This is a genomic window from Bacillus canaveralius (assembly GCF_002860125.1).
GTDB lineage: Bacteria > Bacillota > Bacilli > Bacillales > Cytobacillaceae > Bacillus_BJ > Bacillus_BJ canaveralius.
The window spans coordinates 22,965-40,694 of record NZ_PGVA01000055.1 but is presented as its reverse complement, the minus strand read 5'-3'; the positions used below and the strand labels follow the sequence as shown (position 1 = coordinate 40,694).

At 42.3% G+C, this 17,730-nt stretch carries 17 protein-coding genes; all 17 read left to right on the top strand.

Features of this window, described 5'->3' with window-relative positions; all coding sequences use genetic code 11:
* The first annotated feature begins 49 nt into the window (after positions 1-49).
* The 17 genes from yabG (at position 50) to CU635_RS18905 (ending at position 17,636) form a co-directional block, all read left to right on the top strand.
* Positions 50-928 carry a sporulation peptidase YabG gene (gene yabG / locus CU635_RS18985; protein ID WP_101578951.1) on the top strand — a complete coding sequence of 293 codons (879 nt, stop codon included), beginning with the start codon at positions 50-52 and terminating at the stop codon, positions 926-928.
* Positions 929-1,140: 212 nt separating this feature from the next.
* Positions 1,141-1,404, top strand: a complete 264-nt coding sequence (gene veg / locus CU635_RS18980) for a biofilm formation stimulator Veg (protein ID WP_101578950.1) — start codon at positions 1,141-1,143, stop codon at positions 1,402-1,404.
* A 159-nt stretch (positions 1,405-1,563) separates the two neighbouring features.
* Positions 1,564-1,740 (top strand): small, acid-soluble spore protein, alpha/beta type, encoded by a 177-nt coding sequence (locus tag CU635_RS18975; protein WP_101578949.1) that lies wholly within the window; start codon positions 1,564-1,566, stop codon positions 1,738-1,740.
* Positions 1,741-2,062: 322 nt separating this feature from the next.
* Positions 2,063-2,932, top strand: coding sequence for a 4-(cytidine 5'-diphospho)-2-C-methyl-D-erythritol kinase (gene ispE / locus CU635_RS18970; RefSeq protein ID WP_101578948.1), 870 nt, complete (start codon positions 2,063-2,065; stop codon positions 2,930-2,932).
* Between the two features lie 57 nt (positions 2,933-2,989).
* A complete protein-coding gene (gene purR / locus CU635_RS18965; RefSeq protein WP_101578947.1) occupies positions 2,990-3,811 on the top strand; it encodes a pur operon repressor in 822 nt (273 codons plus the stop codon).
* 24 nt (positions 3,812-3,835) lie between these two features.
* A complete protein-coding gene (ridA, locus tag CU635_RS18960) occupies positions 3,836-4,210 on the top strand; it encodes a 2-iminobutanoate/2-iminopropanoate deaminase (protein ID WP_101578946.1) in 375 nt (124 codons plus the stop codon).
* A 292-nt stretch (positions 4,211-4,502) separates the two neighbouring features.
* Positions 4,503-4,793: a septation regulator SpoVG gene (spoVG, locus tag CU635_RS18955; RefSeq protein WP_003347151.1), complete on the top strand. Its 291-nt coding sequence runs from the start codon at positions 4,503-4,505 to the stop codon at positions 4,791-4,793.
* 413 nt (positions 4,794-5,206) lie between these two features.
* Complete coding sequence (gene glmU / locus CU635_RS18950; RefSeq protein WP_101578945.1) at positions 5,207-6,580, top strand: bifunctional UDP-N-acetylglucosamine diphosphorylase/glucosamine-1-phosphate N-acetyltransferase GlmU; 1,374 nt, start codon at positions 5,207-5,209, stop codon at positions 6,578-6,580.
* An 18-nt stretch (positions 6,581-6,598) separates the two neighbouring features.
* Complete coding sequence (locus CU635_RS18945) at positions 6,599-7,555, top strand: ribose-phosphate diphosphokinase (protein ID WP_101578944.1); 957 nt, start codon at positions 6,599-6,601, stop codon at positions 7,553-7,555.
* A gap of 155 nt (positions 7,556-7,710) precedes the next feature.
* Positions 7,711-8,337 carry a 50S ribosomal protein L25/general stress protein Ctc gene (locus CU635_RS18940; protein WP_101578943.1) on the top strand — a complete coding sequence of 209 codons (627 nt, stop codon included), beginning with the start codon at positions 7,711-7,713 and terminating at the stop codon, positions 8,335-8,337.
* 379 nt (positions 8,338-8,716) lie between these two features.
* Complete coding sequence (pth, locus tag CU635_RS18935) at positions 8,717-9,277, top strand: aminoacyl-tRNA hydrolase (protein ID WP_101578942.1); 561 nt, start codon at positions 8,717-8,719, stop codon at positions 9,275-9,277.
* Positions 9,278-9,385: 108 nt separating this feature from the next.
* Positions 9,386-9,616, top strand: a complete 231-nt coding sequence (gene fin, locus CU635_RS18930; protein ID WP_101578941.1) for an anti-sigma-F factor Fin — start codon at positions 9,386-9,388, stop codon at positions 9,614-9,616.
* Positions 9,617-9,749: 133 nt separating this feature from the next.
* A complete protein-coding gene (mfd, locus tag CU635_RS18925; RefSeq protein ID WP_101578940.1) occupies positions 9,750-13,280 on the top strand; it encodes a transcription-repair coupling factor in 3,531 nt (1,176 codons plus the stop codon).
* A gap of 276 nt (positions 13,281-13,556) precedes the next feature.
* Positions 13,557-14,093 (top strand): stage V sporulation protein T, encoded by a 537-nt coding sequence (spoVT, locus tag CU635_RS18920; RefSeq protein WP_101578939.1) that lies wholly within the window; start codon positions 13,557-13,559, stop codon positions 14,091-14,093.
* A gap of 157 nt (positions 14,094-14,250) precedes the next feature.
* Positions 14,251-15,879, top strand: a complete 1,629-nt coding sequence (locus tag CU635_RS18915) for a putative polysaccharide biosynthesis protein (RefSeq protein WP_101578938.1) — start codon at positions 14,251-14,253, stop codon at positions 15,877-15,879.
* On the top strand, positions 15,876-17,336 hold the full coding sequence (gene yabN / locus CU635_RS18910) for a bifunctional methyltransferase/pyrophosphohydrolase YabN (RefSeq protein ID WP_101578937.1): 1,461 nt from the start codon (positions 15,876-15,878) through the stop codon (positions 17,334-17,336). Before CU635_RS18915 ends, yabN begins: the two co-directional genes overlap by 4 nt.
* 27 nt (positions 17,337-17,363) lie before the next feature.
* Positions 17,364-17,636 carry an RNA-binding S4 domain-containing protein gene (locus CU635_RS18905; protein ID WP_101578936.1) on the top strand — a complete coding sequence of 91 codons (273 nt, stop codon included), beginning with the start codon at positions 17,364-17,366 and terminating at the stop codon, positions 17,634-17,636.
* Positions 17,637-17,730: the final 94 nt, after the last annotated feature.

The following is a 17,730-nucleotide window of genomic DNA, read 5'->3' as shown; positions in this document are numbered from 1 at the left end:
AGATAGGAATTTGCATAGCTTATCAGAGAAAGATCTGGGAGTGACGATTATGGATATTAACGTAATGGATATCGTTGGGAGAATTTCTTATCATTGCGACATAATGTTTAGAGTCATCGATATAAAGGAAGAAGCAGGCCGGAAAACAGCTGTGTTGGCAGGAGAGGATGTTCGGCTTATTGCAGATGCTCCCTATGAGGACTTAATCATTATAGATCCATCTAAACGAACAAAATTGGCGCGCGAATTCAGATCACTTGAAGAACAGTCCTTCAAGCTGTTCCGGCAGGATGTGGACCTGTTGAAACAGAAGCAGGAGTATGATGCAACAGGAGGGTACAGCAAGTCCCACAACTTTTTTCAAATGCCTGGAAGGGTCCTGCATTTAGATGGCGATCCTGTTTATTTAAAGAAGTGCTTACAGCTATATGAAAAGGTTGGCGTTCCTGTATACGGAATCCATTGCGCGGAAAAAGAGATGCCTGACAAAATCGTGCATCTCATTGATTATTACCGCCCGGATATCCTTGTGATAACCGGCCATGATGCTTATTCAAAGGCGAAAGGAAAAATAAATGATTTAAATGCGTACCGGCATTCACGCCACTTCGTCCAAACAGTCAAAGAAGCTAGAAGGAAAATCCCCCATCTGGATCAGTTGGTCATCTTTGCGGGCGCTTGCCAATCCCATTTTGAATCGCTCATCCATGCCGGCGCAAATTTTGCCAGCTCTCCTTCAAGGGTAAATATCCATGCTCTTGATCCTGTCTATATTGTGGCAAAAATAAGCTTTACACCGTTTATGGAAAGAATCAATGTGTGGGACGTGCTGCGAAATACGCTTACCGGACAAAAAGGGTTAGGGGGCATTGAAACGAAGGGTGTATTGCGGACAGGAATGCCATATAAACTCGATCAACTTCAGTAAAAAAATAAGTCGTTCGTTTTAACTAACGACTTATTTTTTGAATAGAACGCACATATTCTTTGTCGAAAAAGGTCAACCTAAAATTGTTGAAATATCGAAGAAAAAGTCAGAGAAAATATATTGACAATCATTTTGAATGACTGTTATAATTTATCCTTTTGTTTGACTTAATTATGTTAGCGTGTTATACTTTACATAGTGAGGTGGACCGAATGCCAAAAACATTATCGGATATTAAAAAAGCACTCGATTCGAATCTAGGTAAAAGACTTTTGCTCAAGGCAAACGGCGGACGCAGAAAAACGATTGAGCGTTCCGGTGTTTTAGCAGAAACATACCCTTCCGTTTTTGTGATTGAATTAGATCAAGATGAAAATGCATTTGAACGTGTATCTTACAGTTATGCGGACGTTTTAACTGAGACAGTTCAAATTACCTTCTATGAAGATGCTTCAAGAAATATTGCCTTAAGTTAATAAGGCCCAAAGCAGGCAGTAAACAATTGTTTACTGTCTTTTTATTTTGCCTTTTTCCTGTTCTTGTAAACAAGGCATCAGGGTAAATAAAGGTTCACATCAAATAAACGGGTTTATCAATACTAATAATGCCGCGTGTAAAGAAAGGGGTTGTTTTTCTTGGGCAGAAGAAGAGGGATTATGTCAGAGGGTTTTAAAGAGGAGCTTGCTAAAGATCTTGGGTTTTATGATGTTGTCCAAAGGGATGGTTGGGGCGGAATTAGGGCCAAAGATGCTGGGAACATGGTAAAGCGGGCAGTTGAGCTCGCCCAGCAGCAGCTAGCTGCACGACGATAACACTTCTTACGTTTTGTACCAAGCAGAAATTGTGGATTTACCGCGGTGAAGCCAGGGCGCATGTCCTGGCTTTTTATCTCGTTGATCGGGCTATTTTGCTTTATCACACGATCAATATGATAAAAGCTAAAGGTTCTTGCTAACCATTTACTTATATTTCGCCATTTTTTTCGGCTAATTTAGTCTTTTTTCAAATACAGAAAAATGATAAAATAAGGTATTTGTGATGATTGTCGGGAATAACGTCTTGAGTTATCCCATTTGTGGTAGAATAGGACAAAATACGGAGATCGTCGAATTTTGTAAAAGTAGGTGGACATAAGTGAAGCTTTTAGTAAAAGCGCCCGCGAAGATTAATTTATCTTTAGATGTTTTACATAAAAGGATGGATGGTTATCATGAGGTGGAAATGATCATGACGACGATTGACCTCGCAGACCGGCTTGAACTGTCCTTATTAGAAAAAAATGAAATTAAAATTATCTCGCATAACCGGTTTGTGCCGGATGACCAGCGGAACCTTGCTTATCAAGCGGCGCGATTATTAAAAGAGCGATACGATGTGAAAAAGGGAGTTTCGATTGCGATCGAAAAGGTTATACCTGTTGCTGCGGGCCTGGCAGGCGGCAGCAGTGATGCTGCGGCAGCGTTAAGAGGTCTAAACAAGCTTTGGGGCCTTGGTCTGACGATGGATGAACTGGCCGAGATTGGCTCAGAGATCGGATCTGATGTTTCTTTTTGTGTATACGGAGGAACGGCCCTGGCGAAAGGCAGAGGAGAAATAATCACGCAGCTGCCTGCACCTCCTACCTGCTGGGTCATTTTAGCGAAGCCGTTCATCGGAGTTTCGACTTCGGATGTTTACCGCCGTCTTGATCTAAAAGGAAAGAAACATCCAAATATTGATAGCATGGTTAACGCAATTGAAAGAAATGACTATAGCGGGGTTTGCCAAAATGTCGGCAATGTTCTTGAGGAAGTGACTTTAAATCTGTATCCGGAAGTAGCCCATATTAAGGAACAAATGAGGCGTTTTGGAGCCGATGCTGTATTAATGAGCGGGAGCGGGCCGACCGTTTTTGGGCTCGTTCAGCATGACTCAAGAATGCACCGGATATACAATGGCTTGCGGGGTTTTTGTGACCAGGTATTTGCCGTTCAAATGCTTGGTGAACCGAACACCCTTGATTAAATCCGTATAATAATGGTATATTATCGGTAGAATATTCGGGTTTGAGGAGGTTCCATTTTGAAATTTCGTCGCAGCGAGCGCCTTATAGATATGACGAACTATTTGTTAGAACATCCGCGGCAGTTAATTCCTTTGACATTTTTTGTGGATCGTTATCATTCTGCCAAATCTTCTATTAGTGAAGATCTGACAATTATTAAACAAACCTTTGAAAAAAGAGGCATCGGATCCCTTCATACTGTTCATGGGGCAGCAGGGGGAGTCAAATACTACGTAAAAGTCAGGAAAGATGAGGCGAAGCCTTTTATAGAGGATCTATGTGCTCTGATCGCAAGCCCGGAACGGCTCCTGCCCGGCGGTTATCTGTACATGACCGATATTTTAAGCGATCCTTCTATCGTCCAAAAAGTCGGGCGTTTATTTGCTTCTGCCTATGCGGAGGCTAATATTGATGTCGTTATGACAGTGGCGACAAAAGGGATTCCGCTTGCCTATGCAGTGGCAAGCCAGCTCAATGTACCGGTAGTGATTGTGAGAAGGGATAATAAAGTTACCGAAGGCTCAACAGTGAGCATTAATTATCTGTCAGGCTCAGCGAAAAGAATTCAAACAATGGTCCTCTCAAAAAGAAGCATGGCAGAGGGGTCAAAGGTATTGATTGTGGACGACTTCATGAAAGCTGGCGGAACGGTTAATGGAATGATCAGTATGCTTGATGAGTTCAAAGCAGAAGTAGCCGGTATTGCCGTTTTAGTAGAATCCGAAAACATAGAAGAGCGGCTGGTAGATGAATATCTGTCGCTTGTCAGGCTCTCTGATGTCGACGTAAAGGAAAAACGGATTAATGTTGGTGAAGGCAATTTTTTTACGATGAATTAGAAATCCTTACAAGGGGGAAATCACATGAAAATTGTACAAACACATGAAGCACCCGCAGCAATTGGTCCTTATTCTCAAGGTATTGTTGTGAATAATTTGTTTTACAGCTCCGGGCAAATCCCGTTAACTGCTGCAGGGATGATGGTCGAAGGTGATATTAAAGCACAGACCCACCAGGTTTTTGCGAATTTAAAAGCTGTATTGAAAGAAGCAGGAGCTTCATTGGAAACAGTTATTAAAGCGACGGTTTTTATAAAAAACATGGATGATTTTGCAGATATAAATGAAGTATATGGGGAGTATTTTTTGCACCATAAGCCAGCTCGCTCTTGTGTTGAAGTAGCAAGACTGCCAAAGGATGCTCTAGTTGAGATAGAAGTAATTGCGCTTGTCAAATAGCTGACAGGCGTTTTTTTATTAATGGAATGAATTTCATAAAGCAATTCTTTAACTGAAAAACGAACAGTTATTGAAAATTAAGATAGTATTATTCGTTTCCTATCGCAATACTCGTGTTTATGTAGACAACTTCATTCTATTTTCGGTTTAGCTTATTACATTGTGAAATTTACTCAATTGCGCGAATTCACCCCAATTTTTAAAAAATTTTTTATTCGCAAAGCAGGAAATTGGGAAGTTTTGTTGAATAACTTAACTAGTTTTCTATCTAGGGAAAAAGGTGGTGAACATTATGGAAGTTACTGACGTAAGATTACGCCGCGTTAATACGGATGGCCGCATGAGGGCTATTGCCTCAATCACTTTGGACAATGAATTCGTTGTTCACGATATCCGTGTTATTGATGGAAACAATGGTTTATTTGTCGCAATGCCAAGCAAACGTACTCCGGACGGGGAGTTTCGTGATATTGCACATCCGATCAATTCGGGAACTCGCGGGAAGATCCAAGAAGCTGTTTTAGCAGAGTACCACCGATTAGGTGAATTAGAAGTCGAATTTGAAGAAGCTGGAGCTTCCTAAAAAGATAAACAGCAAGGGCCTACTTCATGAGTCAGGCTCTTTTTGATGAATAAAACTTCTTATTTATCTTAATTGCGTTTAGCTTCAAAATATAAATACCGATGCCGAAAATTGGCTAAGATAGGAACAAGCGGTTTTAGGCTTGTCTCCGCGATAGGAACAAGAGGTTTAGGCTTGTCTCCGCGACGGGACTAACGGCTTTAGGTTTGTTTTTAAAACACATTCACTTTTCTTTTCAATTTCCCCTGTGACACACCTTTAAACATCATTCCCGCAAAATTTTAAGGCTCACCAGTTTGTTTTATTTCCCATTTCCTGATGACAAAAATATGTACTTTCTGTTCCATCCTTGAAATAAGCCGCTTTTTAAGATATATTCTTAATGGATAAAAAGGTAAATTGGAGGCTTATAAATGTTGACTAGATATGCCGTAATTTTAGCGGCCGGCCAGGGGACAAGAATGAAATCAAAGCTCTATAAAGTGCTTCATCCTGTTTGCGGCAAACCTATGGTGCAACACGTTGTAGATCAAGTATTAAAACTTAATATAAAAGAAATGGTAACAATCATTGGCCACGGTGCTGAAGACGTCAAGAGCCAGTTGGGTGAAAAAAGCAGCTATGCATTGCAAGCGGAGCAATTAGGGACAGCGCATGCTGTTATGCAGGCGAAAGAAATCTTAAGCGGCAAAGAAGGGGTAACCGTTGTCGTCTGCGGTGACACTCCATTAATAAGGTCGGAAACAATTGAAGCCCTTTTCGCGCACCATGAACAGACGGAAGCGAAAGCCACGGTGCTAACTGCCTGGGCCAACGATCCAACCGGGTATGGGCGGATTATCAGAAACGGGGAAGGGTTTGTCGAAAAAATTGTTGAGCATAAAGATGCTTCATTAGAAGAACGAAACATTCACGAAATTAACACTGGTACCTATTGTTTTGACAATAAACATTTGTTTGAAGCACTGCAAAATGTTTCAAATGATAATGTCCAGGGTGAATATTACTTGCCTGATGTGATTGAAATTCTCAAAAAACAAGGCGAAACGGTAAGCGCATATCAAACCGCTGATTTTGGTGAAACTCTTGGTGTTAATGACCGGGTTGCACTCGCAGAAGCAGAGCGGCTCATGAAGCTGAGAATTAATGAAGCCCATATGCGAAACGGGGTAACTTTGATTGACCCGCTCAACACTTATATCGGGCCTGATGTCATTATCGGGCAGGACACAGTTATTTATCCGGGGACGATACTGGCGGGAAAAACGGTTGTTGGGGCAGAAAACAAGCTTGGACCGGGAACGGAAATCAAGGATTGCCAAATAGGTGACCTTACCGTGATTCGCCAATCCGTCGCGCATGACAGCGTTATTGGCTCGCACGTCAATATTGGCCCGTTTGCCCATATACGCCCGCAATCCGACATTCATGATGAAGTCAAAATCGGCAATTTTGTTGAAATTAAGAAAGCTGTGTTTGGTAAAGCCAGCAAAGCTTCCCATCTCAGTTATATAGGTGATGCAGAGGTTGGCAGCGATGTAAATATTGGCTGCGGATCGATAACCGTAAATTATGACGGGAAAAACAAGTTTTTAACGAAAATCGAAGACGGTGTCTTTATCGGCTGTAACTCAAATCTTGTCGCACCAGTTACTATTGGTAAAGGTGCTTATGTAGCGGCCGGCTCGACGATCACGGAGGATGTTCCAGGTGAAGCATTGTCGATAGCCCGGGCCCGTCAAGTTAATAAAGAGAACTATGTTCAAAATTTAAATATAAAGAAATAAGCCATTTGGAGGTCCCGCATGTCGAACCAGTATTTAGATCCAAACCTTAAAGTTTTTACGCTTAATTCGAACCGGCAGCTTGCAACCGAAATTGCGAAAGTGATCGGTGTGGAGTTAGGGAAATGCTCTGTCACCCGTTTTAGTGACGGTGAAATTCAAATAAACATTGAAGAAAGCATTCGCGGTTGTGATGTATTTGTAATTCAATCTACAAGCCTGCCTGTAAATGAGCATTTGATGGAATTGTTAATCATGATTGATGCGTTAAAGCGCGCTTCGGCGAAAACCATCAATCTTGTCATGCCGTATTACGGTTATGCGCGCCAGGACCGTAAAGCAAGGGCCCGTGAACCAATTACAGCAAAATTGGTGGCAAACCTTCTTGAGAAGGCCGGTGCGACCCGTGTGATCACGCTCGACCTGCACGCTCCGCAAATTCAAGGATTTTTCGATATCCCAATCGATCATTTAATGGGTGTACCGATTTTATCCGAGTACTTTAAAAACAAAAAAGGGCTAAATGATATCGTCATTGTCTCTCCTGATCATGGCGGGGTTACAAGAGCAAGAAAAATGGCGGAACGGTTAAAGGCACCGATTGCGATCATTGATAAACGCCGTCCAAAGCCAAATGTTGCCGAAGTAATGAACATTGTCGGGAATATCGAAGGGAAGGTCGCGATCTTAATTGACGATATAATCGATACTGCCGGAACAATCACCCTTGCTGCCAATGCATTAGTCGAAAATGGTGCATCAGAAGTATTTGCATGCTGTACTCACCCGGTACTATCAGGCCCGGCCATTGATCGGATTGAAAACTCGAAAATCAAGGAGCTTGTTATCACCAATTCAATTGCATTGCCGGAGGAGAAGAAAAACGGAAAAATCGTTCCTCTTTCAGTTGCACCTTTAATCGGCGAAGCGATTATCCGCGTCCATGAGGAGCAGTCGGTCAGCACCCTTTTTGATTAAAAATTTACGTAAGGCTCTCTTTCTGGGCAAGTGAAGTTGTATGGTTAAATCGGAACAAGTACTTCAGGATATCACCATCAAGTGTTTAGCGACTCTTTATTTAGGGCATTTTTATTAATAGTATTTGCACTACAAATTAGGGAGGGGACTTTTTGATGAGTACAGTCTTGCAGGCAATGGAACGTTCAGATTTTCGCAATTCAAGTTTAAGAGAGCTTCGTGAACAAGGGAATATTCCAGCGGTTGTTTATGGAACGAAAGTTGATAATAAATCAGTTTATATCAGCTCAGCAGATTTAATTAAGATGATCCGCGAAATTGGCAGAAATGGTATCATTTCTTTAGATATTAACGGAAGCAAGCATGAAGTAATCTTAAGTGACTATCAGCATGATCCTTTAAGGAATGAAATTATTCATGCTGATTTCAGGGCGGTTGACATGTCTTCCGAGATACATGCTGAGGTCAGGCTGGTGCTTGTCGGCGACGCCGCTGGTGTTAAGGATGGGGGAGTTATGCAGCAGCCTGTCCACGCTGTTACGATTACGGCGAAACCAAATCAAATTCCGCCAGCAATTGAGGTCGATGTAACCAACCTTCAAATTGGCGAAAACTTAACAATTGGGGATATAACATCCGACCGCAATTATCAAATAAACCATGATCCAGAGGAAGTCATTGTCTCCATTCTCCCTCCAAAACAAGAGGAAGAAAGGGATCAACAGGAAGGCGGTACTCCTGAAAATGAACAAGGCGGACCAGCAAAGCCAAGTGAAGAATAAGACGAAAGCCTTTACTTCTGCACAGCAAGTCGGCAGTAAGTCGCAACAAAACCAGGCGTAACCTCAAGGGTTACGTCTTTTACAGTTTATATATTGCAGAAGCTCGAGTGATAGGGAATTTTAGGTTTGTTTTCGTAATAGGAACAAGCAGCATTACGCTTGTGTCCGCGATAGGAACAAGCAGTTTGTAGTGTGTTACCAAGGCGTTTGGCACTTTTTTAAAAACTTTATAAATTATAGTTTGGGCGTATCGATGTCGAGTTCCAATGTTCAGGACATACTAGTGCCGGCCAATGCCACAGGACCTGACGTGTTTGTCATCCAGCGGGGTGCCGGAGCTGAACAAGAAGCTTGCGTTTTTCTTATAAGGGGTGGGATAATGAAAATCATTGCAGGACTGGGAAACCCGGGTAAACAGTATGAGCAGACAAGGCATAATATCGGCTTCGCGATCATTGATCTTCTGTCTGCGCGTCTTAACATTCCTGTTGACCAATCAAAATTTAAAGGGATATATGGAATTGGCCATGTGAACGGACAAAAGGTAATTCTTTTAAAGCCGCTTACGTATATGAATTTATCAGGAGAATCAATCCGGGCCGTTCTCGATTATTATGATGCCGGTTTGGATGATTTATTGATTATATATGACGATCTCGATTTGCCGGTTGGAAAAATCAGATTGAGGCAAAAGGGAAGTGCCGGTGGCCACAATGGGCTAAAATCAACGATAGCCCATTTGGGATCCCAGGAGTTTAAAAGAATCAGGGTCGGTGTCGGCAGGCCTCCACACGGTATGAATGTGCCCGACTATGTGCTTGGTCGGTTTTTAAAGGAAGAACAGGAAGTAATCGACGAAGTGGCCGGCCAGTGTGCAGATGCATGCGAAGCATGGCTGCAAAAACCATTTCTTCAAGTGATGAACGATTTTAATCAATAACGATTTCATTATTTTGTGATTGTCTTCATACAATAAGCCAAAATGAATAAGTTCCTTCCATCATGTAGATAATAGGACTATTATTAATTGTAATAGGGAGGGACAGGCATGGCTATTCATTACCATTGCCGTCATTGCGGAGTGAAAATCGGCAGCCTTGATAAAATGGCCGTTCACTCGGAAAGTCTCGGCTTCCATAAGCTGACGGATGAAGAGAGGCAAGAGATGATTTCTTACGAACTGACCGGGGATATCAAAATTAAATCGATCTGTGAGGATTGTCAGGAAGGACTCGACAAGAATCCCGATTATCATCAATATGATTTTATTATTCACTAAGCTTTGGAAAGCCATCCAAAGCGTTTTTCTGTTTTAATTAAAACCAACAACCGGTATACGGCAAACAGTTAAAACTTGCTGTACCGCAGAAAACACAACAAGGCAAAGGTGTTTTGAAGAGGAGGCTTTATCAATGCAAGCCATTAAAAGGCTATTAAATAAGCAAGATGATATTCAATCAATCATTAATGGACTGACAGGAGGATTAAGAGAACAGCTTGTGGCCGGTCTTTCCGGTTCAGCAAGGACGATGTTTCTGGCATCGGTGTATGAACGGACGGAGAAGCCGATCCTGGTGATAACACACAATTTGCTCCAGGCACAGAAGCTTTTTGATGATATTGTTCATTTATTGGGAGAAGAGCAAGTTTATTTATTTCCTGCCAATGAATTGATTGCTGCAGAAATGGGAATAGCAAGCCCTGAGCTTAGGGCGCAGCGTTTGGAAGCGCTAAATCATTTAGCTGTCCGGAAACGTGGAATTACTATTGTGCCGATTGCGGGGTTACGCAAAATATTGCCCCCAAAATCGCTATGGAATAAGAGCCGGCTTTCGTTGCAGGTCGGTGATGAAATCCAGTTGGAAGAGATGCTGCATCAATTTATCACAATGGGGTATCTTCGCTCCGAAATGGTGTCTGCTCCAGGTGAATTTAGTATTAGAGGCGGAATTATTGATATCTACCCTTTAACCGAAGTTGATCCGCTCAGAATTGAGCTGTTTGATACAGAAATTGATTCGATCCGGACTTTTTCGTTAGACGATCAGCGCTCAAAGGATAAACTCAGTTCTATTTCGATCAATCCGGCAACCGAGCTGCTTTTAGAATCTGAACATTTTGCCCGAATTATTGCAAAACTGGAAACCGGTCTCGCAGGCAGCCTGAAGAAAATAAAGGACGACAAAATAAAAACGTTATTGTCGCAACAAATCGGCTTCGAACTCGAACAGTTAAGAAATGGCCAAAAACCTGAACAAGTATTTAAGTACCTTTCGTTTGCCTATGAAAATGAAAATAGTTTAGTAGATTATCTGCCTGAAAACGGACTCGTTTTTATTGATGAAATAAGCCGGGTTCAAGAGATGAATGACTCACTGGAACGGGAAGAGGCCGAGTGGTACACAAGCCTGCTTGGCGAAGGAAAAGTGATTCATGATGTGAAAATATCGCATCAGCTTCAGCCGCTCCTTCATCAATCACATCGGCCAATCGTTTATATGTCGCTGTTTTTAAGACATGTACCGAATACAAATCCACAGAATATCGTTAATATTTCGTGCAAGCAAATGCAAAACTTTCATGGGCAAATGAATGTGCTAAAAGGTGAGGTTGAGCGCTGGAGGAAAGGCAATTATTCAATCATTTTTCTCGGACCTGATAAAGAAAGAGTAAAAAAGCTTGAACGTGTTCTTGAGGATTATCAAATAGAAGCGACAATCATTCATCATGATCATGACTTAATACAGGCAAAAGCCCAGATCGTTGAAGGAAATCTGCATACTGGCTTTGAGCTGCCGATTCAAAAAATCGCTGTTATTACAGAAGAAGAGCTTTTTAATAAACGACCTAAAAAGCCGTCGCGCCGGCAAAAGCTTTCCAATGCAGAGCGAATTAAAAGCTATTCGGAACTAAGGGTCGGGGACTATGTGGTCCATGTAAACCATGGAATTGGTAAATATTTGGGTATTGAAACACTTTTAATCAATGGCTTGCATAAAGATTATCTGCATATTCGCTATCAGGGGAGCGACAAGTTGTATGTTCCCGTTGAGCAAATTGACCTTGTCCAGAAATATGTTGGTGCAGAAGGAAAAGAACCAAAAATTTATAAACTGGGCGGGAGCGATTGGAAACGGGTTAAGAAAAAAGTTCATGCGTCCGTTCAAAATATTGCTGATGATTTAATTAAGCTGTATGCAGAACGCGAAGCTGCCAGGGGTTATGCGTTTGCGCCGGATGGTGACATGCAGAGAGAGTTCGAGACTGCATTTGCTTATCAGGAGACGGTTGATCAGCTGCGTTCAATTCACGAAATTAAAAAGGATATGGAGCGGGAGCGCCCGATGGATCGCCTCCTATGCGGCGATGTGGGCTATGGGAAAACAGAAGTGGCCATTCGAGCCGCTTTTAAAGCGATAGCTGATGGTAAGCAAGTAGCGTTTCTCGTTCCAACAACGATTCTCGCTCAACAGCATTTTGAAACGCTGCGTGAGAGATTTCAGGATTATCCGATTAAGATAGGCCTTCTAAGCCGTTTTCGGACGCGGAAACAGCAAACGGAAACGTTGAAAGGACTTAAGGCTGGCATAGTTGATATCGTTGTGGGCACACATCGGATTCTTTCAAAAGATGTCACCTACCGCGATCTCGGCCTGTTGATTATAGATGAAGAGCAGCGATTTGGCGTAACACATAAAGAAAAGATTAAACAACTGAAAACCAATGTCGATGTTTTAACATTAACAGCAACTCCGATTCCGCGCACCCTCCACATGTCGATGCTTGGAGTAAGGGATCTTTCTGTTATTGAAACGCCACCTGAAAACCGCTTTCCTGTCCAAACCTATGTAATGGAGTACAATGGCGGCCTGGTCAGGGAATCAATTGAGAGAGAGCTGGCCAGAGGCGGTCAAATCTATTTTCTTTACAACCGGGTTGAAGATATTGAAAGAAAAGCGGAGGAAATTTCGATGCTTGTTCCAGATGCCCGCGTTGCTTATGCTCACGGACAAATGTCCGAAAATGAACTCGAATCAGTGATGCTTGGTTTCCTTGAAGGTGAATTTGATGTTCTCGTCAGTACGACGATTATTGAGACGGGAGTGGATATACCAAACGTTAATACATTGATCGTGTATGATGCTGATAAAATGGGTCTTTCCCAGCTTTACCAGCTGAGAGGACGGGTGGGCCGCTCAAACCGGGTCGCATACGCTTATTTCACTTATCGAAAGGATAAGGTATTAAGCGAAGTAGCAGAAAAGCGGCTGCAGGCCATTAAAGAATTTACGGAGCTCGGCTCTGGCTTCAAAATTGCGATGCGCGATTTATCGATTCGCGGGGCCGGGAATTTATTAGGGGCAGAGCAGCATGGCTTTATTGATTCTGTCGGGTTTGATTTATATTCCCAAATGCTGAAGGAAGCCATTGAAGAACGAAAAGGCGATTACGAAGTAACGAAAACATCTTCAATTGAGATTGATGTGGAAGTAGATGCCTATATCCCTGACACGTATCTGTCGGATGGCCATTTAAAAATTGAGATGTATAAACGATTCAGGGGGATTGAATCCCTTGAAGATTTACAAGAATTACAGGATGAAATGAGGGACCGTTTCGGAGATTATCCTGATGAAGTTTCCTACCTGTTTCAAATTGCTGAGATGAAGGTCCTCGCTCAGCAGTCGGGTGTAGAGCTGATCAAACAAACAAAACACGAAGTGTTAATTTTACTTTCTGAAAAAGGAAGCAGTCGGATTGATGGGCAAAAACTTTTTCAGTTAAGCAGCAAGTACGGCAGAATGATCGGACTGGGAATGGATGGGCAGAAGCTGAAAATGGTTCTTCATATTAAAGGGATCGAAGCAAAGGAATGGTTAAATGCTGCATTCGTGATGATTAATGGCCTTCATGAAGCCAGTAAAGACCATGTTGGACAGTAATTCTCTATGGAAAAGATTTCATTTGTAACCAAATTGTAATGATAACGATGTTTTATCCGGTTTGGACGGGGGTATTTTATCCGTGTGCAGCTATTCTGACTGGTATGATTAACCGTATTTGCCATCTTTATCACAAAGGAGAAAAAAATGAAGTCTGTGTATAGAACTCTTCTTATGAAAGATACTAAGTTCAAACTTGGTGATGTTTTCATATTAAGGCAACATGAATCATGGCCAATAAAAAAAAATCATCATATGAAAGTGGGGCAACAGTGAATGAAAGCAACGGGAATAGTGCGTCGAATTGATGATTTGGGTCGTGTCGTCATCCCTAAAGAAATTCGCAGAACACTGCGAATCCGTGAAGGGGACCCATTAGAGATTTTTGTGGATCGTGATGGAGAAGTCATCTTGAAAAAATATTCCCCAATCAGCGAATTGGGAGATTTTGCGAAAGAATATGCTGAAGCGTTATATGATAGCTTGGGAAATCCAGTTTTAATTTGTGACAGGGATACTTATATAGCCGTTGCAGGCGGTTCAAAGAAGGATTATTTAAACAAAAATATCAGTGATCTCGTGGAAAAAACAATGGAAGACCGTAGCTCTGTCCTGACCAACCAGCAATCGACTGTGTCTTTGGTTGATGGGAATGAAGAACCTGTTTCAGCTTACACGATCGGCCCAATTATAGCAAATGGTGATCCTATTGGCGCAGTCATGATTGTTGCCAAAGAAGGATCTCTTGGTGAAGTGGAACAGAAAGCAGTAGAAACGGCTGCAGGCTTTCTGGCAAGGCAAATGGAGCAATAATATATAGGGTGGGAAAAATAATTCTCAGATGAAAGGGGTAGCAATAAATGCTGCCTTTTTTCTTTTACATAAAATTGAGGCAAAATTGGTTTTATCAACACAGCCTTTTTCACTATGTTATAATTATCGATATTCCATTTTTGGAAGGAGAGGGGCGATGAAGCCCGGAAACGATTCAAAACAATTATTAAGAGGGGCATTTATTCTTACCGTTGCCGCTCTGTTAACGAAAATACTAAGTGCCGGCTATCGGATTCCTTTTCAAAACATTACCGGTGATATCGGTTTTTACATATATCAACAAGTTTACCCATTTTATGGACTGGCACTGATCCTGTCCACTTATGGTTTTCCGGTTGTGATTTCGAAGCTTTATACTGAACGGAAGTGGGATAAAGAGCCTGCGGCAGGGCCAAGGCTTCTGATCTTCTCGTTTATCTATTTGTTTATTTTCGGCTTGATTGCGTTTTTTGGTCTATATTTTCAGGCGGAGTGGATTGCAGCTTCAATGGGTGATCACAAGCTTGCCGGTCTTTTTCGAATTATCTCATTTGTTTATTTACTGTTTCCATTTATCGCTGTTTTACGTGGGTATTTTCAAGGGCAGGGCAATATGGTGCCGACAGCTGTTTCGCAGGTTGGTGAACAGTTATTAAGGGTTATAACGATCCTCCTGCTGGCCATTCTGTTGACGGAAAAAGGATTTTCCCTCTACCATATAGGCGGTGGGGCAGCATTCGGGTCTATTACTGGTGGAATTGCTGCAGCTATCATTCTCGGATATTTTTTCATCTATAAAAGAAAGCAACAAAAGTTATGTAGAATTTCATTTAGTTATCATGAATGGACAGAAGCAAAAGATATAGCGAAAGCATTAACGGTTCAGGGATTTGCAATCTGTATTTCGGGAATGTTGCTTATTTTTCTGCAGCTGGCAGATTCGTTGAATTTATATTCCCTGCTTGTCAGTTCAGGGATTGATGGAGATGAAGCGAAAAAGCTCAAAGGAATCTATGATCGCGGGCAGCCGCTCCTCCAGCTGGGGACTGTGGTTGCCACTTCTTTATCTTTATCGCTCGTTCCGCTTATTGCAAGCAGCGCTTTTCGTCACAAAAAGGAACTTTTAAAGAAAAAAATCGCATTAGCCTTGCAAATCAGCATTGTTGCCGGAGCTGGAGCTACTTTTGGCTTATCCGTCATTATCCGGCCCGTTAACCAAATGCTGTTTGAAAATACATTAGGCTCAAATGTTTTAGTTCTTTTAAGTTTAATCATTTTGATGAGTTCGGTCATCATTACGATTTCAAGTGTATTGCAGGGGCTTGGCTTTTCGCTCTATCCGGCTGTCGTCATTTTATTGGGGTTCGCCGGGAAATGGATGTTGAATATTTGGCTTGTGCCTGTTTTTGGAACGATGGGTGCAGCTCTTGCTTCGAATATTTCACTTGTATTCATGTTAATACTGATGATTGTAAAATTAAGAAATGAAACAGGGATCACCTTTTTGCCAGCCCGTTTCTACTTGATTACCGGATTTGCGCTGGCAGTGATGGTCGCGGCATTAAAAGTCTTCCTCTGGGGAACTGGCGCTATTGGCTTTTCAGGTGAAACAAATCGAATCGGCGCTGCTGCCCAGGCACTGCTCGGCGCCGGGCTTGGCGGTTTTCTTTATTTGTCAGTTATTTTAAAAGGATCTGTTTTCAAAGAGGAGGAGCTCGTACTGTTCCCGCTTGGGAGCAGGCTGTCGTGGTTATTGCCTAACAGGAACAGGAGACGAAGCGAATGAATAAGAAGATTGTTGTTGTCGGCCTTGGTGCCGGAGATATCGACCAACTTCCACTTGGGATTTATAATAAACTTATCCAGGCAGATGTTGTTTACTTAAGAACAAGGGAACATCCGGTTGTGCAAGCGCTTGAAAAAGAGGGTGCGGTGTTCCGCTCTTTTGATTCAATTTATGAAAAACACGAGCAATTTGAGGATGTTTATCATGAAATTGCAGAGACATTGTTTGCATCAACAGAAAAAGATCCGCTCATTTATGCGGTGCCTGGACATCCTCTCGTTGCTGAAAGAACCGTCCAGCTTTTGCTCGAAGGTGGAAGCAGCCGGGGGATTGAGATAGAAATAGGCGGTGGCCAAAGCTTTATTGATTCGCTGTTTCAAGCTGTCCGCATTGATCCGATTGAAGGCTTTCAGCTTTTAGACGGAACCGACATACAGAAAGATGCATTGCAGATCACCCAGCATATCATGATTGCTCAAGTGTATGACCAATTCGTCGCTTCCAATGTGAAGCTGACCTTGATGGAGCTGCTGCCTGATGATTACGAAGTCGCGATTGTGACCGCAGCGGGCAGTGCAAATGAACAGATTAACAAGGTGCCGTTATTTGAACTGGACAGGGAAATCGGCTTAAACAATTTAACTACGGTCTATGTGCCACCCGTTTCCCGCGAAGAGATTTTATATAAGCAATTCAGCAAACTCCGCCAGGTTATTGCCGAGCTGCGCGGACCGAATGGCTGCCCGTGGGATAAAAAACAAACTCATCAATCGTTAAAAAAATACTTAATAGAAGAATCGTATGAATTAATTGAAGCGATTAACCTAAATGACATAGACAACATCATTGAAGAGTTGGGTGATGTGCTTCTTCAAGTGATGCTCCATGCCCAGATCGGCGAAGATGAGGGTTACTTTTCAATCACGGATGTCATTGAAGGAATAACGGCAAAGATGATTCGACGCCACCCCCATGTTTTTGCTGAAATAAATGCGGACACAGAGGCTGAAGTATTAAAAAACTGGCAAAAAATCAAGGAACAAGAGAAAGGAACATCAACATCACGGCTCGATGGAATCGGTAAAGGTCAGCCCAACTTGTTAAAAGCTGAATCGCTGCAGCGGGAAGCGGCTAAAGTCGGATTTGACTGGCAGGAGATAACGCCGGCCTGGGAGAAGGTAAAAGAAGAAGTTTGCGAACTTGAAGCAGAGTTAACAAAAACCAGTCCGGACGAGAATTTAATCAAGGAATATGGAGATTTGCTTTTTGCCCTAGTCAATGTGGCCCGTTTTTTTGCTATAAATCCGGAAGAGGCGCTTTTTGAAGCGAACCAAAAGTTTATCAGGAGATTTTCCTATATTGAAAATAAAGTGGCCGAAAGCGGTCGGACATTTGAGGATTTTACGTTGGCAGAATTGGATTATTACTGGGATGAAGCAAAAAAAGCAGGTTTATAATGATGATGGAAGGGGAGAGTGAGAAAGATGCGGTTGGATAAGTTTTTGAAGGTTTCACGGTTAATTAAAAGGCGGACTTTGGCAAAGGAAGTATCCGATCAAGGAAGGATATTGATAAACGGCCAGCAGGCTAAAGCGAGTTCAACAGTTAAAGTTGGCGATGAATTAAAAATCCGATTCGGGCAAAAGCTCGTTACCGTAAAAGTTGAGCGGCTTCAGGAAATGAGCCGAAAGGAAGAAGCGGCCGAAATGTATACGATTCTCAAGGAAGAGAATGCCGGTGCTTCAGGAAACGAATAGTCTTGAACCGGAATGAAACCAGATTGTTCTAACTTGGACACTTTCCTCATACACATGTACAAAAAGGTTGTACTATGTGATTCGGGGGATGGAT

What these genes read in the sequence shown, in the direction of transcription:
- yabG (WP_101578951.1), top strand. Translation starts at nt 50, where the DNA reads ATGGATATTAACGTAATGGATATCGTTGGGAGAATTTCTTATCATTGC.
- yabN (WP_101578937.1), top strand. Translation starts at nt 15,876, where the DNA reads ATGAATAAGAAGATTGTTGTTGTCGGCCTTGGTGCCGGAGATATCGAC.
- veg (WP_101578950.1), top strand. Translation starts at nt 1,141, where the DNA reads ATGCCAAAAACATTATCGGATATTAAAAAAGCACTCGATTCGAATCTA.
- ridA (WP_101578946.1), top strand. Translation starts at nt 3,836, where the DNA reads ATGAAAATTGTACAAACACATGAAGCACCCGCAGCAATTGGTCCTTAT.
- CU635_RS18945 (WP_101578944.1), top strand. Translation starts at nt 6,599, where the DNA reads ATGTCGAACCAGTATTTAGATCCAAACCTTAAAGTTTTTACGCTTAAT.
- mfd (WP_101578940.1), top strand. Translation starts at nt 9,750, where the DNA reads ATGCAAGCCATTAAAAGGCTATTAAATAAGCAAGATGATATTCAATCA.
- fin (WP_101578941.1), top strand. Translation starts at nt 9,386, where the DNA reads ATGGCTATTCATTACCATTGCCGTCATTGCGGAGTGAAAATCGGCAGC.
- CU635_RS18940 (WP_101578943.1), top strand. Translation starts at nt 7,711, where the DNA reads ATGAGTACAGTCTTGCAGGCAATGGAACGTTCAGATTTTCGCAATTCA.
- CU635_RS18905 (WP_101578936.1), top strand. Translation starts at nt 17,364, where the DNA reads ATGCGGTTGGATAAGTTTTTGAAGGTTTCACGGTTAATTAAAAGGCGG.
- spoVT (WP_101578939.1), top strand. Translation starts at nt 13,557, where the DNA reads ATGAAAGCAACGGGAATAGTGCGTCGAATTGATGATTTGGGTCGTGTC.
- glmU (WP_101578945.1), top strand. Translation starts at nt 5,207, where the DNA reads ATGTTGACTAGATATGCCGTAATTTTAGCGGCCGGCCAGGGGACAAGA.
- CU635_RS18915 (WP_101578938.1), top strand. Translation starts at nt 14,251, where the DNA reads ATGAAGCCCGGAAACGATTCAAAACAATTATTAAGAGGGGCATTTATT.
- pth (WP_101578942.1), top strand. Translation starts at nt 8,717, where the DNA reads ATGAAAATCATTGCAGGACTGGGAAACCCGGGTAAACAGTATGAGCAG.
- spoVG (WP_003347151.1), top strand. Translation starts at nt 4,503, where the DNA reads ATGGAAGTTACTGACGTAAGATTACGCCGCGTTAATACGGATGGCCGC.